10 protein-coding genes and 1 pseudogene are annotated in these 15,442 nt (G+C 71.8%); 3 read left to right on the top strand and 8 right to left on the bottom strand.

Annotation, left to right across the window (positions count from 1 at the left end; genetic code table 11):
• The coding region (gene fabD, locus VE546_RS03705; RefSeq protein ID WP_324918215.1) for an ACP S-malonyltransferase at positions 1-3,694 on the bottom strand (3,694 nt) is incomplete at its 3' end.
• Between the two features lie 402 nt (positions 3,695-4,096).
• Between fabD and VE546_RS03700 the strand changes: the two genes are divergently transcribed.
• Both VE546_RS03700 and VE546_RS03695 read left to right on the top strand, forming a co-directional pair.
• Entirely contained in the window at positions 4,097-5,851 is a 1,755-nt protein-coding gene (locus VE546_RS03700) for a fatty acyl-AMP ligase (protein WP_324918212.1), read from the top strand.
• 304 nt (positions 5,852-6,155) lie between these two features.
• Positions 6,156-6,884: pseudogene (locus tag VE546_RS03695) on the top strand (IS110 family transposase).
• A 99-nt stretch (positions 6,885-6,983) separates the two neighbouring features.
• Here the strand turns inward: VE546_RS03695 and VE546_RS03690 are convergent.
• From VE546_RS03690 to VE546_RS03670, 5 genes are all read right to left on the bottom strand, one after another.
• Positions 6,984-7,763: a thioesterase II family protein gene (locus VE546_RS03690; RefSeq protein ID WP_324918210.1), complete on the bottom strand. Its 780-nt coding sequence runs from the start codon at positions 7,761-7,763 to the stop codon at positions 6,984-6,986.
• Between the two features lie 540 nt (positions 7,764-8,303).
• Positions 8,304-8,615: a hypothetical protein gene (locus VE546_RS03685; RefSeq protein WP_324918207.1), complete on the bottom strand. Its 312-nt coding sequence runs from the start codon at positions 8,613-8,615 to the stop codon at positions 8,304-8,306.
• Positions 8,616-8,984: 369 nt separating this feature from the next.
• The gene (locus VE546_RS03680) at positions 8,985-9,755 is read right to left on the bottom strand and encodes an AfsR/SARP family transcriptional regulator (RefSeq protein ID WP_324918204.1); all 771 of its coding nucleotides are present in this window, start codon (positions 9,753-9,755) and stop codon (positions 8,985-8,987) included.
• Positions 9,756-10,401: 646 nt separating this feature from the next.
• Positions 10,402-11,064 (bottom strand): TetR/AcrR family transcriptional regulator, encoded by a 663-nt coding sequence (locus VE546_RS03675; RefSeq protein WP_324918201.1) that lies wholly within the window; start codon positions 11,062-11,064, stop codon positions 10,402-10,404.
• The gene (locus VE546_RS03670) at positions 11,061-12,119 is read right to left on the bottom strand and encodes a hypothetical protein (RefSeq protein WP_324918198.1); all 1,059 of its coding nucleotides are present in this window, start codon (positions 12,117-12,119) and stop codon (positions 11,061-11,063) included. The genes VE546_RS03675 and VE546_RS03670 overlap by 4 nt, the downstream gene beginning before the upstream one ends.
• A 186-nt stretch (positions 12,120-12,305) precedes the next feature.
• On the opposite strand from VE546_RS03670, the gene VE546_RS03665 reads away from it, so the two are divergent.
• Complete coding sequence (locus VE546_RS03665) at positions 12,306-13,547, top strand: FAD-dependent oxidoreductase (RefSeq protein ID WP_324918195.1); 1,242 nt, start codon at positions 12,306-12,308, stop codon at positions 13,545-13,547.
• Positions 13,548-13,935: 388 nt separating this feature from the next.
• Here the strand turns inward: VE546_RS03665 and VE546_RS03660 are convergent, their stop codons facing one another.
• Complete coding sequence (locus tag VE546_RS03660) at positions 13,936-14,610, bottom strand: 4'-phosphopantetheinyl transferase family protein (RefSeq protein ID WP_324918192.1); 675 nt, start codon at positions 14,608-14,610, stop codon at positions 13,936-13,938.
• Positions 14,607-15,442: metallophosphoesterase (locus VE546_RS03655; RefSeq protein ID WP_324918190.1), on the bottom strand; the 836-nt coding region annotated here is incomplete at its 5' end. The genes VE546_RS03655 and VE546_RS03660, both read right to left, overlap by 4 nt.

Here is a 15,442-nt window from a genome sequence, read left to right as displayed (position 1 = left end):
GCGTCAGGGCGCCGGGGTAGCGGCCGCTCATTCCGATGATCGCGATGCCCCCGTCGGGGGCGCTCCCGCCGCCGGACGCCGAAAGGGCGGGGCGGGCGGCCGGGGCGGCGGTGGCGGCCGCCGTCGCGGGGGCGGGCGGCGTGGTCTCCGCCGGGGCCGGGGCCGGGGCGGGCAGGTCGCGGGCCCGCTCGGCGACGTGCCGGGCCAGGTCGCCGAGGTTCTTGTAGACGTAGAACGTGGTGGTGTCGAAGGGGCCGTAGTGGTCGACCAGCCGCCGCCGCAGCTTCTCGATCACCAGGGAGTTCAGACCGAGTTCGTCGAATCCGGCGGCCGGGTCGACCTCCTCGGGACGCCATCCGAGGGTCTGGGCGAACAGGGTCACCAGGTGGTCGCGCACCTGCGCGTCCGTCACCGCCGCACCGGCCGGCGCGGCCTGTGCGACGGCGGCCGGCGGCGCGACGGCCGGGGCGGGTGGGATCGCGGGGTCGCCCGACGTGCCGTGCGGCCCGAGGTCCTGCGGCCAGCACCGGCGCCGCTCGAAGGGGTAGGTGGGCAGGGGCAGCCTGCGCACGGGACGCTGCCCGCGCACCGCCGCCCAGTCCAGCTCGGCGCCGGCGACCCACAGTTGGGCCAGCTTGTCCACGGCCCCGGCCCGGACCAGTGCGGAGAAGTAGGCAGTGCCCTCCGCGCCCTCCAACAGCGCTCGGGAGAGCGCCGCGGCGCCCGCGGCGCTGCCCGTGTGGACGCCCTCCCCGCTCCCCTCGCCGCGCAGGAACCGCACGAGACCGTCGTACAGGTCGTCGGCGTCGTCGACGACGAGTGCGAGCCGTTCGGTCATCGCCTCCCGGCCGGACTGGAGCGTGTCGGCCAGCGCCGTCAGGTCGAAGTCGGGTGAGCCTCCCCGGGGGTGGTGCACGTCGAGCCAGTCCACGAGCGCCCGCGCGGAGCGGCGCAGTGCTTCGGGGGTGCGGGCCGACAGGGGCACCAGGTGCGGGCCCGCGTGCGCCCGCCCGGCCTCGCCGGACGCGTCGGAGGGCGCCGTCCGAGGGACGAACTCCTCCAGTACGACGTGGGCGTTGGTGCCGCCGAACCCGAAGGAGCTGACTCCGCAGCGGCGGGGGATCTCGGCACCCTCGGCGTCCCTCAGCCGCTCCCACTCGGTGGTGGTGTCCACGATGCGCAGCGGGCTGCCGTCCAGGCGGACGAAAGGGTTCAGTTCCCCGAAGTGCCGCAGGGCGGGCAGCCGTCCGTACCGCAGGGCCTGCACCATCTTCACGACACCGGCCAGGCCGGCGGCGGCCTCCAGGTGGCCGATGGAGGTCTTGACCGAGCCGATGCCCACGTGCGGCGTCGAGGGGGCGGGGTGGCCCCATTCCCGGTAGAGCGTGGCGAACGCCTTCTTCAGCCCTTCGATCTCGATGGGGTCACCCAGGCTGGTGCCCGTGCCGTGCGCCTCGACGTAGGTCGCGGTCGCCGGGTCCAGCCCCGCGTGGCGCCAGGCGGTGGCGACGAGATCGGCCTGCGCGTCCGGGTTGGGAGCGGTGAGCGAGGCGCTGCGCCCGCCGTGGTTGACGGCGCTGCCGCGGATGACGGCATGGACGTGGTCGCCGTCGGCCAGGGCCCGCTCCAGCGGCTTGAGCACGACGGCGACGGCGCCCTCGCCGCGGACGTAGCCGTCGGCGGCGCGGTCGAAGGTCTTGCAGTGCCCGTCGGGGGCGAGCATGCCCGCCTTCTGGAACGAGGTGTAGGGCACCGGGCTCAGCAGCAGGTTGACACCCGCGGCGATGGCGAGGTCGCACTCCCCCTCCCTCAGGCTCGCCACGGCGCGGTGCACGGCGACGAGCGAGGAGGAACAGGCGGTGTCGATCGCCTCGCTGGGACCGTGCAGGTCCAGGTGGTGGGAGATCCGGTTGGGGAGGATCGCGTGGGACAGGCCCGTCGCGGTGTGGGACTGGACCCCGGCCGCGCTGTGCGAGAGCACGTCCAGCCAGTCCATCGAGCCGTGTCCGGCGAACAGGCCGGTGCGGGTTCCGGCGAGTTCGCCGGGGCGTCGGCCGGCGTCCTCGATGGCCTTCCACACCGTTTCCATGAGGATCCGCTGGTGCGGGTCCATCAGTTCGGCTTCGCTGGGCGAGATGCCGAAGAAACGGCAGTCGAAGGCGTCGACGGCCTTCAGCAGCGCGCCGTACGCGCGGCGCGGCGGTTCCTCGTCGGCCCACGCTGCCCACCGGTCGGGCGGTATCTCGGTGACCAGTTCCGTTCCCGCGACGAGGTGCTGCCAGAACTCCTCGACGTCCTCGGAACCGGGCAGGACGGCGCTGAGGCCGACGATGGCGACTGCCGTGCCGGGCCGTGCCTCGTCGCTGATCGGGCGGACCGCGGCCACGGGGGCGGGCGCGCCGACGGGCTCCCCCGTCTCCGGTGCCGAGGCCGCCGCGGTGCCGGGCGCCGTCGCACCGTAGCGGGCGGCGATGCGCTCGCGGTGCTCGGTGACCAGGTGGCGGGTGAACGCGCCGACGGTGAAGTGCTCGAAGAACACCTGCGGTGTGAGGTCGACGCCCAGCTCCCGGGTGAGGTGGTCGGCGAACTCGATGAGCTTGAGGGAGTCGAAGCCGAGGGCGCTGAGTTCCGTTTCGGGTGTCAAGCGGCGCGGGTCGAAGCGGACGACCCGGGTGAGGGCCTCCTTCAACTCCTCGAACAGCAGGGTGAACAGCGTGTCCCCATCGTCGCGTGCGGACTGCGGGGTCGCGGCCCGGCGGCGTTCGGGGCGGCGGAGCCGCAGCTCGGCGGTGGGAGTTGTCCGCGGCACGGCTGCCGCGGGTGCGTCGGGCGCCGGTGCCGACGCCGCCTCGGTCGCCGTCCCGGTGGACGTCCCCTGCCCGTCCCGCTGGGCCTGGGCGTCCTTCTGGATGGCCTGCACCAGTCCGCTCAGCGCCCGGCCGGGGCCGATCTGCCGGATGTCCTCGACGCCCTGGTCGATCAGGTACCGCACGCTGTCCGTCCAGCGGACGGGGTGGGTGAGCTGGCGGACGAGCGCGTCGGCGACGTCAGGGCCGTACGGGCGCGCCGTGACGTTGGAGACGACCGGGACGGTGGGTTCGGCGAACGTGAAGTCGGCGAGGAAGGCGGCGAATTCGTCCCTGACGCTCTCCATGTGCGGCGAGTGGAAGGCTCCGCTGACCCGCAGCACCGTGTAGAGGCCCGCGCCGGCGCCCTCGAACACCGCGCGGGCGGCCTCCACATCGGCACGCGGGCCGGCGATGACCGTCTGGGTGGGGTTGTTGTAGTTGGCGACGGACAGGCTCTCGAGCCCCGGCTCGCGCAGGAGGTCGGAGACCTGTCCGGCCGTCAAGCCGACGACCGCGGCCATCCCGCCGTCGGTCACCCGGGCCATGAGTTCGCCGCGCTTCTTGACGAGCCGCAGGCCCGTGGCGAAGTCGAACACCCCGGCGGCCAGCAGTGCGTTGTACTCCCCCAAACTGTGGCCGGCCACGAAGTCCGGGGGCGGCTCGGCGCCGTCCATGCGCTGAAAAAAACTCAACGCGTTGACGACGAACAGGGCGGGCTGCGTATATTGCGTCTGATCGAGCAACCGGTCTTCGTCGGCCAGGCAGAGGCTTTCCACCGAGTATCCGAGGATCTCGTCGGCCTGTGCCACGAGTTCCGGGTATGCGGCGAAGAGTTGTGCTCCCATGCCTCGACGCTGCGAACCTTGGCCAGGGAAGACGAGTGCGAGCACGAGCGTCCTTTGCGTTCGAAGAAGCGGGTGCCGCCCCAGGGTCACGCACCAGCGCATCACCAGTACCAACAGGACGTGAGCCATTGTGGGGCAACTGTCCGAACCCCAGTGTTCGCAGCTTCGCCAACGCGCTACTTAAGCATCCCTAAAGCCATTCGAACTGGCGCGCAACCGGCTTGACTTTCCCGGGATTACGCATGCATCGTGAATGTTCGTCGTATGCTCCGCGCGGGCATGCCAGGTTTTTCATCGGGGCGCCTGGTCGACGCGGAAAAATGTTCCGCATTTCCCTGACTTCAGCGTCCGGTCTCTCAAGGACGCGGCGTACCACAGCATCGAGCACATGGGGATGAGTTCATGACTTCTGTCGCAACGACCGAGGACGTACACGGGGACAGGGCGGGCTTCCGACTCGACGAGGAGGCCGGGCCCGTCCCGCTGACGTCCGCGCCGACGATCGGGGCGGCGCTCCTCGAACTCGCCGAGCGGGATCCCGACCGGCCGGTCATCTACGTCGAGGAGAAGGCGGGTGAGCCGATCCGGTTGACGGCCGCCGAGCTCGCGGAACGAGCCGCCGCCGCGGCGACCGCACTCGCCGAGCACGGCGTGAAGCCCGGGGACCGGGTGGGCATCTGCCTGGACACCAGCGTCGACGCGCACACGGCGATCCACGGCTGCTTCCTGCTGGGCGCCGTCCCGTTCGTCTCCGAGCCGCCGCTGGCGACGATGCGGCGGCAGCGCTGGGCCGGCCGGCTGCGGCTGCTGTTCGACAGGGCCGGGGCGAAGGTCCTGGTGGCCTCTCCGGCATTCCGCGACGCGGTGGCCGAGCCGTGCGCGGAGGCGGGCGTGACGATCGTCGAGCCGCCGTTCGAGGGGGGCTACCTTCCGGGATCGGTGCGGGCGAGCGCCGACGACATCGCCCTGCTGCAGTTCACCTCCGGCACCACGGGCAACAGCCGCGGAGTGGTCCTCACCCACGACGCGATCATGGCGAACGTGCGGGCGATCGGCGAACGCGCCTTCCGCGAGGGCGACTTGTTCGTGAGCTGGCTGCCCCTCCACCACGACATGGGCATGATCGGCCTCAACCTCGCGCCCCTGCTGCACGGGCTGCCGGTGGTGTCGATGCCGCCGCTGTCGTTCGCGCTGCGCCCCGAACGGTGGCTGTGGACGATGCACCGCTACCGGGGAACGTTCACCTCGGCGCCGAATTTCGCCTACCAACTGTGTGTGACGAAGGTGCCGGACGAGAAGCTGGCGGGCCTGGACCTGAGCTCCTGGCGGGTGGCCGGCAACGGCGCCGAGGTCGTCAACGCGGCGACACTGCGGGCGTTCACCGACCGCATGCGCCCCTACGGTTACCGGGACCGGGCGATGATGCCCTGCTACGGCATGGCCGAGGTGGTCCTGGCCGCGAGCATGAACATGCCGGGGAACCCGCTGACCACCCTCACGATCCGCCGCGACGTGCTGGCCGCCACCGGTGAGGCGGTTCCGGCGGGTCCGGACGACCCGGACCGGCAGGAACTGGTCTCCTCCGGCCCCCCGATGTCCGGCACCGAGATCCGGGTGGTGGACGCGGAGGGCGTCGAGGTGCCCGACCGGACGCAGGGCGACATCCTGGTGAGCAGTCCGTCGCTGATGAGCGGGTACTACCGGCAGCCGGAGGAGACCGCCAAGGTCCTGAAGGACGGTTGGCTGCACACCGGCGACCAGGGCTTCCGCGACGGTGAGCACCTGTACGTGACGGGCCGTGTCAAGGACGTGGTCATCATCGCGGGCCGCAACTACCACCCGTACGTCTTCGAGGGGGCCGCGGCGAACGCGGAGGGCGTGCAGCCCGGTGCTGTCGCGGCGGTCGGCTGTCCCGACGCCGAGCTGGGCACCGAGGCACTGACCATCGTCGCCGAGTCCAGAGTGCACGCCGACCAGCACCAGGCGGAGCTGCTGGCGAAGAGCATCGTGGACCTGGTGACGGCCGAGACCGGTCTGCGCCCCGACCGGGTGGAGATCGTGCCGCGGGGCACGCTGCCGAAGACCCCGAGCGGGAAGCTTCAGCGGCCACAGATCGTCCAGTCCCTGCTCGACGGCACGCTGGTGCGCAGGTCCTGACCGACTGCCGGCCCGGTTCCCGCGTGCGGTGCCGGGCCGGACGCCGAGCACCCGGCCGGCGCGGGGGCCGGACAAGCCCACCGCCGCGTCCAGGGGCAGGGCTGCCGGCGGATCGGCGCCGACGACGCAGCGTCCGGAGACGGGGGCGACGGGCAGGGAACCACGGCGGCCGCCCCCCGTCATGTTCTTCGCGGTCCCACAAGAGGACCGCCGACTCCCGGGCCCGGCATGACTGTTCCCCCTGACGATCGGATGACCTGGGGGCGGTGCCACCGGGTCCGGGAGACGCCGTCCGGGGGACGGGGTGGACGACACCGACGACGTGGGCGTCTTCCTCGGCCCGGACGTCGGCGGGAGCACCCACCACGGGCACCGGCTCGCCCCGGCCGGCACGAAGGCCTTCGACAAGCTCCTGCCCGGTAGCGAGACCATGCTGCGGGCCCTGTTCGACGAGCTCACCGCGGGGTTCGGCACCGCCCTGGTGATCGTGGACCAGTCCGCCTCCATCGGAGCCCTCCCGCTCACGGTCGCCCGCTCACGGTCGCCCGGAACGCGGGCTGCCAGGCCGCCTACCTGCCGGGCCTGGCCATGCGGCGGATCGCCGACCCGTATCCGGGCGAGACGAGGACCGACGCGAAGGACGCCGCGGTGACCAGCGGACGCGGCCCGCATGATGCCGCACACCCCGCGCCCGCCTCAGCCGGCCGACGAGACCACCGCCGAGCCGACCGTGCCGGTGGGCTTCGACACCGACCTCGCCCCGACGACCACGTCGCCAGGAACCTTCGTCCAGGGCGAGCACGCGCCCGGGGGCAACCGGTAGCTGAAACGGGCGATGCTCCTCTCCGCGTTCGCCGCCCTGCACGATCCCGCCTCCCGCACCTCCTACGACCGGTGCCGGGCCTTCGGGAAGACCCACACCCAGGTCCTCCTCCCCTTGGCCCGCCACCGCATCGGCGTGCTGTTCGCGATGCTCCGCGGCAACCCCTTCCACCAGCCCGGAACACCCCGCCTCGCTTGGCGGAGGACATAGAGGCACCCCGGGGCGGTTGGCCGACGGCAGCGGGATCCGCCGCCGGTCACCTCGCTGAACAGCCGAACGCCCCGGGTGGTCCATCGCCGAGCGGGCGACTCACACCGCGGTTCCCGGAGCCGGAACCGTCTGCCGCATCCGGGCTGCGATCTGGGCGATCACGGCCTCCTGCCGCGAAGTGAGGTAGAAGTGCCCCCCGGGGTGGACCAGGACCTCGAAGGGTCCACTGGTCTCCTGGGCCCAGGCCCAGGCCTCCTCGGAGGTGACCTTGGGATCGTTGTCGCCGGTCATCACGGTGATCGGACAGCTCAGCCGCGGTCCGGGGCCGCGCCGGTAGGTCTCCACCACCCGGTAGTCGGCACGGAGCACCGGCAGGATCATCTCCACCAGGTCCTCGTCCTGCAGCGCGGTGAGATCGGTGCCGCCGAGGCTCCTCACCTCCGCGATCAGCCCCGCGTCGTCACGCGTGTGAACGGTCTCGTCCCGCTCCGTGGCCGGGCCCCGGCGTCCGGAGACGAAGAGCGCCGCGGGGGGTCGTCCCTCCGCCTCCAGGCGCCGTGCCAGCTCGAAACCGACGAGGGCGCCCATGCTGTGTCCGAAAATGGCCAGCGGGACGTCCTCCCCCTTCTCCAGCACACGGCACAGCCCGTCCGCGAGCGCCCCGATGGATTCGGCGGGGGGCTCCAGCCTCCGGTCCTGGCGGCCCGGGTACTGCACCGCGAGGACGTCCACCTCGGGCGCCAGCGCCTTCGAAAGGGGGAAGTAGAAGCTTGCGGATCCTCCTGCGTGCGGCAGGCAGAGCAGACGCGGCGCACCGGGCGGCGCCGGGTGGAAGTTCCGTGTCCACAACTGGTGCTCGGCGTCGAAGCGGCCGGTCATGTGTCCTCCGTAAGTCGTCGGGCGGCCCGGGAGGGCCGGGTGTGGCTTATGGGTCCTTGCCGACCGTGGCCTGCCGGGAGTGGCCGCCCGGCTCTCCGGGGTGCTCTGGTCGCTGATGGAGATCCGCGTTGTGCTCGCCTGTTCACGGAGACGACAGCGGAGTGCTCCACGGGCCGGTGGCGCGCTGCGCGGAACGGGGAGGGGCGCGTGAGCGAGCCGCCGATCCGGGCCCGGGCCGGCCCGAAGCCGCTCCGGTGCTGCTGCCGGGCACCGCGGCCGCGTCGAGTTCCGTGTGGTCCGGAGGTGACGGCGGTTCCGTCGGGCCGTGCCGGAACCGGGCACCGTCATCACCGCCGGACCACCGGGCGAAGCCGTTGCGCGGATGACACCCGGCCACCGCGCGGCTCCTCGCGGTACGCCGGTGGCCGGCGGCCACCAGACGGTCGGCAGCGGTGCTGAGGTACTTCGCCGACCCCGCCGGATCCCCGTGCCCGGGCCACCGGCAGGCGGCCATCCGCACGGGGTCGTCCTCGCGCAGGGTCATACGGGGATGCTCGGGCAGCACGCGGACGACGAGGTCGGTCTCGTTCTTGCCGACCGCCGCAGCGGCACGCCCCGCGGGCCGATCCGATTGGTCACTCGCCGGAACGCCCCGAGGGTCTCGCCCAGGTGGCTGTCCGCCGCATCGACGTCCTCGGCCCCGTCGTCGCCGGGCACCCCGCCCCGGACGGTGCCGTCCGGGTCCACCGCCGGACGCCTGCGCGCCCGTCCCAGCAGGTGCCGTCCGAGGTGGCCGATCCCCCGGGCGCAACGGTCCGGCGGCTGCCCGGTCCGCGAGGTGGTGGTCGTCATCCGATCAGGCTCTTTCCGTCACCGGGTCGTCGGGATACGGCACTTGCCCCCGCAAGGCTCCGCAACGGGCCTAAAGCGGCGCCAAAGCTCGGCCGGGGTCCGCGACGGGGTCGCTGTCGGGTGTCGCCACCGGGGTGCACGGCGACTCATGAATCCGGGAGGCGACCGGCTCCTCGATATGCTTCCGTCAGGTGGCACGACCGGTGGAGGACTGGCCGCCCACCGATCGTCCACGTGCGCTCGGTCCCGAAGAGCACAAGCGCTCCTCGGCGTCTCCGGCGCCGATCCGTCAACAGCGCTCCGGTGTGACCGCCCCGCGGTCCTTGCCGGGCGTTCCGTTCCCGGTTCCGTTGCGGTTTCCGCCCGTGGTCACGCCGCGGTGGCGGCCTTGAGGCGTTCGTCGTCGACCAGGATCGCGCGTTGCAGCTCCCGCAGCGCACGGCAGGGTTCGAGGCCGAGTTCCTCGTTGAGGGTGTTCCTCGCCTGCTGGTAGACGCGCAGTGCGTCGGCCTGCCGCTCGGAGCGGCTGAGGGCAAGCATGAGCTGCCGGTAGAACGCCTCGCGCAGGGGGTGTTCGGCGGTGAGCGAGTACAGGCGCCCCACCAGTTCACGGTGGCGTCCCAGAGAGAGCTGGGTCTCCACCAGCAGTTCGACGCACTCCAGACGGGTCTCCTGCATCCAGGTGGCGAAGCCTTCCAGGATGGGTCCGGCGCACAGGTCGCCGAGCACCGGACCGCGCCAGAGGGCAAGCGCGCCTTCGAAGACGGTGGACGCCTCGGCGTGCTGCCCGGACTCCAGATACCCGCGCCCCCGGTGCATCAGCTCCTGGAACTGGTGAACGTCGAGCTGGTCGTCACCGAGCTGGAGGAGGTAACCGGGAGGACGGGTCAGGATCGGGCTCTCGGACCGGCCGGGCCGGTCCAGGAATTTGCGCAACTGCGAGATGTAGACGTGGATGCCGGCGGTAGCCCTGCGTGGCGGGTCGTTTCCCCAGATTTCGGCGATTGCTTCGTCTATGGTCACCACCTGCCTGGCCCGGATGAGCAGCAGCGTCAGCAGGACCTGCATTTTCTTGGCATTGATGAAGTAACTGCCGTCCCCGTCAGTCACTCTCAGCGGCCCAAGTATCTCGTACTCCATGCAAGCCTCTTCCTGAAGTATCCCATCGGCTTCTGGCCGGTGATGGATCGTCTCCACCGTCGGCAGCCGATTCCCCGTTGGATCTCCGCCCCAGAAGAGTCGAGGCGCACGCCCGGCACTGATCAGCACCAGGCATGTTCAGGACACTAGGAGACTTGATACCGCCTTTAGAACCCCTATCCCCTCCCCTAACCGGGCGGCACACCCCCCTTCCACCCAGGGGTGCGCCCCCTTACGTCTCGTATCACCGGCCCGTCATCCGCGTGGCGTCCCCCGGGAGCGCGCCCCTCTGTCTTCCTTCCCGGGCTCCTGCCCGCGCCCGGGTTGCGGCGTTGGCGGGATGCCTCCGGACGCCGTCCATGGGACGGTTCCGGCCAGCCCTGCCCTGGACGGCTGGTGCCAAGGGGTGGCTGCGGGGGCAGCACGAGGGCGTCCGGATTCGGTGTGTGACGACCGAGACGGACCCCCTCGCGACTGCAGTGCGCATCGACGACCTGCCGAAGACCTCACCGGAACCGATGCCGCGGCACCCGCCGGTGGGTCTGACATCGAAACCGGCCGGCACCCAGCCGGTCACCCCGGCGGTGACGCGGGCCTTGCCCGGCTTCGCCTCCGAGGCCCGGGCGCGGCGCGGCGAACGCCTTCTTCAGTCCCTCGCCCCCGAGGGGGCCGACTCCGCCCCGACCCCCGGTGCTCCTCGGAGGGTTCCCGGTACCGGGGCGTCCACATCACCCCGGCCACTGATCATCTGCTCGGCGTACGGGCCGAACAGGTCGACGACCGCGTCGAGGGTCATGTCGGCCAGCGACTCGACGCGCACGACGTAGCGGCCTGAGACGAGGCCGACAAGCAGCGAACCGAGGGCGACCGCCCGCAGTTGCGGTTCCGGTGTCTCCAGCCGGTCGGCCAGCGGCAGCAGGATCTCTCCGCTGGCCACCTCCCTGAACAACCGGGACGCCTCGGGGTGTTCCATGGCCGACCGGAAGACCACCAGCAGCAGCGGCTGTGTGTCCGGGTCCTCCCAGCGCCGGAGGAAAGCGCGCAGCAGCCTGCGTCCCAGGTCCTCGTCCGTGCCGTCGAGCACCTCCGGCAGGAACGTCTCCGCCCGCATCGCCTCCCGGATCACAGCGGAGAAGACCTTCTCCTTGGAGCCGAAGTAGTGCATGACGAGCGCTGGGTCCACCCCGGCCCGCTCGGCGATCGCACGGATCGTGGTACCGCGGAAGCCGCACTGGGCGAAGAGTTCCGTCGCCGCCTGCCGGATCAGCTCCCGGCGGCTGACCGGCGCATCATCGGCCGCGGCACTCACCCCGCCCGCCCCACGGGCAGCACCAGCACAGCCGGGCGGTAGGGGCGGATCCGCTCCATCACCAGCGCGATGAGCCACGCGGCGACCGTCCACCCGGCCAGCGCCAGCAGCGGCGCGGCGACGCTGTTGCCGTCGAAGTAGAACACGCGTCGCAGCAAGGTGACGGTCGCCCCCATCGGCAGGTACTGGGAGATGGTCGAGTAGAACTCGGGCAGGAAATGGTACTCGACCGGTCCTCCCGAGGAGGAGACGCCGAGCGGAAGGACGATCAGCGCGCCGACGGCGACACCGAGCACTCCCAGCAGGCTCTGACAGGCGGCGACGATGCCCACGACGGCCAGGGACAGCAGGACCGCGATGCCGGCCAGTTGCAGGAAGTTCCCGGTCAGGGCACCGATGACCGGTCCCGCGAGCACCGCGCCGACCAGGCCGGCGATCACTGCGTAGCCGGCGCCGACGAGGAACCGCGCGCGGGCCGGAAGCCGGGCGGCCATCAGGCTGAGCACCGCCTGGAACAGCAGGGCCCCGATGACCAGGGCCACGCAGAGCAGGAAGCCGCTGATGCCCCTGGCGTCCTCCTCCGGCAACGGGGCGACGTTCTCGACCGTGCCGGTGGCGCCGAGCGCCTCGGTCACCTTCTCATAGGCGGTTTCGAGGGCACGGGTCGGAGCGTCCCCGGCGGCGCCGGCCAGCAGCAGCGACGGAGGGCGGCCGGGCTCCAGGACGAACGCGCCGAGTATCTCCTGCTCCAGGATGGCCTCCCTGGCCCGGTCGGCGGAGGCATAGGTCTCGACGTCGAAGGCGTCCGCGTTCTCCCGGCCGAGCTGTGCGGAGAACTGTCTGCCCGCCTCGGGCGGGCCGACGACACCGACCGGCAGGTCCTTGGGCGTCGGGTTCTGCAGTGCGGGGATCGTCAGCCCGGCGAAGGCGAGGACCAGGAACAGACCGAGCAGGGTGGGCGCCAGCAGCATGCGGCGCGCCGCCGCGCGGTCCGGTTGTGGCGGCGGCACGGCACCGGGATCACCGAGCGCGGGCCTGTCGGTCTGAGAGGTCATGACATTGCTCCACCAGTAGGACTTATGACGCAAACAGAATTTCCACGTTCAACACTTGTTGATGAGTGTGGCAGGAGCGGGTGTCGTCCGCAACCGTCCGGGAAGCCGCTGAGTAACGAGAGCTGACCACGCGTCACCTCCGGAGGGAACGCGCTCCGAAGGATCCGAAGGAGAGGAACAGATGCCATGAGTGAGGCAGCGCCGCGGGAATCCCACACCACCTGCGTGGTCGTCGGCGGCGGACCGGCCGGTCTGATGTTCGGGTTTCTGCTGGCCCGCGCCGGAGTCGGGGTGACCGTCCTGGAGAAGCACGGTGACTTCCTCCGCGACTTCCGGGGTGACACCATCCACCCCTCCACACTGGACCTGATGAACGAGCTGGGGCTGCTGGAGGAGCTGCTTGAGCTGCCCCACACCAAGGTCGAGCAGAGCGGGATGAACGTGGGCGACCGGCAGTTCCACCTGGTGGACTTCCGGCATCTTCCGACCCGGTGCGGCTTCATGGTGATGATGCCGCAGTGGGACTTCCTGAACTTCATCGCCGAGCGGGCCAAGCACTATCCCCACTTCCGCCTGGAGATGGACACCGAGGCCACCGGTCTGGTCGAGGAGGGCGGCCGGGTCACCGGTGTGCGCGCCCACCGCGGCGGACGCGAAATGCTCTTCCGCGGTGATCTCGTGGTCGCCGCGGACGGACGCGACTCCCGTATCCGCCACGACGACCGGCTGCCCGTCCACAGGCTCGGCTCGGCGATCGACGTGCTGTGGTGGCGGCAGTCCAAGGAGACGGACGCCAAGCCGGTGCTGGGCTACCTGCGCGGTGGCCGGCTCATGCTGACGATCGACCGGGGCGACTACTACCAGTGCGGCTGGATCGTGCCCAAGGGCGCGTTCGACCGCATCAAGCAGCGCGGTCTCGACGCGTTCCGGACCGATGTCGCGCGCACCGTGCCCGTTCTGGCGCCCACCGTGGGGGAACTGACCGACTGGGACCAGATCAAACTGCTGTCGGTGCAGGTCAACCGGCTGAAGCAGTGGTACCGTCCCGGTCTGCTGCACATCGGCGACTCCGCGCACGCCATGTCCCCCGCGGGTGGTGTGGGCGTGAACTACGCGATCCAGGACGCGGTGGCCGCCGCGAACCGGCTCGCGCCCCGGCTGCGGGACGGCGGGGTGACGCTCGACGACCTCAGGTGGGTCCAGAAGCGCCGCGCCTGGCCGGTGGCGATCATGCAGGCCATCCAGGTACGCCAGGCGAAAACGCTGGCCCGCATCAGCGAGTCGGGCGGAGAGCACGGCGACCCCGTACGCGGCCTGGCCGCCGTCAGCATGTTCGCGCCGCTGAAGCGGACCTTCGGGCGGCTGGTCGGCCTCGGCTTCCGGCCCGAGCACATCCGCACGCCCGAACTGCCGCCGAAGCGCCCTTAACCTCGCTTCAGACGCCGCCCGCAATATGGGGACGGCCGCGGGTCCCCGCACCGAGCCCCGGACGGGCCGCGCCGGAGAGGTCGCCGCATGAGAAGCCTGTCGCACGTCCTGCGCCGAATCGGTCACCGCCTGGCGGCCTTCGGCTTGCTCATGTACCCGGTCGTGGTGATGGGGCCGTATCCTCCGCCGCCCTCCGACACCCGGCGGACCGATGAGCCGGAGGGGGATGGGGCGTCGGGCGGCACCGGCGAGCCGCACCCTCCGGTCCGGCTCGCCGTCCCGCCGGACGGCCACCCCGACCGGCTCGACGGACATCCGCCGTCCGAATCGGAGCGGGAGCTGTGGGCCCGCCTGGGTATCCGCCTCTGACGGCGACGGGTCCCAGGGGTCACCGCACACCGAGGACCGCGATCGCCGTCACGATCAGCCCGTCCCGGACCAGCCATCTCCCCTCGAAACCGCTCGGCTGCCCGCCGGCTCCGGCCGGAGCGGTACCGGCGGGCAGCAGGATCCGTGCCGTGAACGTCCCGGCGCACGGGTCGACGCGGACCATCGCGTCGTGGAAGTCCAGCCACCTGTTCGTGAGCGGGAACCATGCCTTGTAGACGCTCTCCTTGGCGCTGAACAGCAACCGGTCCCAGCACACTCCGGGCCGGTCGGCGGCGTGGGAGGCCAGCAGGGCGCGCTCCTCGGGGAGGGCCACCAGCCCGAGCACGCCTCCGGGCGGCAGCGGCTCGTTGGGTTCCGCGTCCACGCCGACGGCGGTCACCTCGGCGGCGCGCGCCACGGCCGCCGCGCGGTAGCCCGCGCAGTGCGTCATACTGCCGACGACGCCGTCCGGCCAGCGGGGAGCACCGCGCTGCCCGGGGAGGATCGGGACGGGGTCGATCCCCAGCCGCCGCAGCGCGGCCCAGGCGCAGGTCCGTACCGTGCGGAACTCCTGGCGCCGCTTCTCGACCGCCCCGCTGATCAGTGCCTCCTCCTCGGGGAACAGGCGCTGCCCGGGCGGATCGTGGAACATCTCGGCCGTCTCCACCGGCGGGGGCAGCAGCTCACCGATCACGCGGCGCCCCCGGAGCGCACCCGGGGGAGGACGACCTCCCGCAGCCTGCCGGGGACGCCCGCCCGCCGCAGCCACTCCCGCGGATAGCCCAGGGACACCTCCTGGTGCGGCACCCCGTCGATCCACAGCAGCCGGGGGATGTGCAGGTGGCCGTAGACCACGGACGCCACCGGGAACCTCCGGTGCCAGTCCGCCGTGGCGGTGGTGCCGCACCACAGTGCGAACTCCGGATGCCACAGCACCTCGGTGGGCTGCCGGACCAGCGGGAAGTGGTTCACCAGGACGATCGGCAGCCCCTCGGGGACCGCGGCGAGACGGGCCTCGGTGATCTCCACCCTGGCCCGGCACCACGCCTCCCGGCTCGGATACGGGTCCGGGTGCAGCAGGAACTCGTCGGTGCACACCACCCCGCTCGCGTACGCCGCCTCCAGCGCGGCGCCCTTGGCCGTGTGCCCGGCGGGCCGGAAGGAGTAGTCGTACAGCACGAACAGCGGCGCGACGACGAGCGGGCCGCCCGCGCCCCGCCAGACCGGATAGGGGTCCTCGGGGGTGAGGACGCCGTACCGCCGGCACAGCTCCACCAGCCCCCGGTACCGCTCCTGGCCGCGCAGCCGCACCGGATCGTCGGGATGGGTCCACAGCTCGTGGTTGCCGGGGGCCCACACGACCGTCGCGAACCGCCGGCTGAGCAGGTCCAGCGCCCACTCGACGTCCGCGAACACCTCGCCCAGGTCACCGGGGACCAGCAGCCAGTCACCGTCCGACCGGGGGCGGAGTCCCTCGACGATGCGCCTGTTCTCCTCGTAGCGGACGTGCAGGTCGCTGATGGCGA

It is taken from the genome of Streptomyces sp., from assembly GCF_035644915.1.
Lineage (GTDB): Bacteria > Actinomycetota > Actinomycetes > Streptomycetales > Streptomycetaceae > Streptomyces.
Note: the sequence above shows the minus strand (reverse complement) of the source record. Positions and strands in the feature narration are given on the sequence as shown.

What these genes read in the sequence shown, in the direction of transcription:
- VE546_RS03700 (WP_324918212.1), top strand. Translation starts at nt 4,097, where the DNA reads ATGACTTCTGTCGCAACGACCGAGGACGTACACGGGGACAGGGCGGGC.
- VE546_RS03690 (WP_324918210.1), bottom strand. Translation starts at nt 7,763, where the DNA reads ATGACCGGCCGCTTCGACGCCGAGCACCAGTTGTGGACACGGAACTTC.
- VE546_RS03685 (WP_324918207.1), bottom strand. Translation starts at nt 8,615, where the DNA reads ATGACGACCACCACCTCGCGGACCGGGCAGCCGCCGGACCGTTGCGCC.
- VE546_RS03680 (WP_324918204.1), bottom strand. Translation starts at nt 9,755, where the DNA reads ATGGAGTACGAGATACTTGGGCCGCTGAGAGTGACTGACGGGGACGGC.
- VE546_RS03670 (WP_324918198.1), bottom strand. Translation starts at nt 12,119, where the DNA reads ATGACCTCTCAGACCGACAGGCCCGCGCTCGGTGATCCCGGTGCCGTG.
- VE546_RS03665 (WP_324918195.1), top strand. Translation starts at nt 12,306, where the DNA reads ATGAGTGAGGCAGCGCCGCGGGAATCCCACACCACCTGCGTGGTCGTC.